Origin of the sequence: Streptomyces longispororuber (assembly GCF_024448165.1) — a bacterium.
In the GTDB taxonomy this organism is placed as follows: domain Bacteria; phylum Actinomycetota; class Actinomycetes; order Streptomycetales; family Streptomycetaceae; genus Streptomyces; species Streptomyces longispororuber_A.
The window spans coordinates 1-340 of the sequence record NZ_JAMOLN010000439.1 but is presented as its reverse complement, the minus strand read 5'-3'; the positions used below and the strand labels follow the sequence as shown (position 1 = coordinate 340).

1 protein-coding gene is annotated in these 340 nt (G+C 60.9%); it reads right to left on the bottom strand.

The annotated features are described in order from the left end of the window. A partial coding sequence (locus tag M4J07_RS47745) for a cobalamin-dependent protein (RefSeq protein WP_255983668.1) occupies positions 1-340 on the bottom strand: 340 nt, incomplete at both ends.

Below are 340 nucleotides of genomic sequence, written 5' to 3'. Positions count from 1 at the left end.
AGGATCACCGGGAAGTCCGCGGCCAGCTTGCGCTGGTTGAGCTCCTCCAGGTTCTCCTTCATGATCACGGTCGACTTCACCAGCAGACCCGACATCCCGATCACATCGGCCCGGTGCTCCTCGGCCGCCTCCAAGATCGCCGAAACCGGCTGCTTGATGCCCAGATTCACCACGTTGTAGCCATTGTTCGACAAGATGATGTCGACCAGGTTCTTCCCGATGTCATGGACGTCACCGCGCACCGTGGCCAGCACGATGGTGCCCTTGCCCTCGGCATCCGACTTCTCCATGTGCGGCTCCAGATAGGCCACCGCGTTCTTCATCACCTCAGCCGACTGCA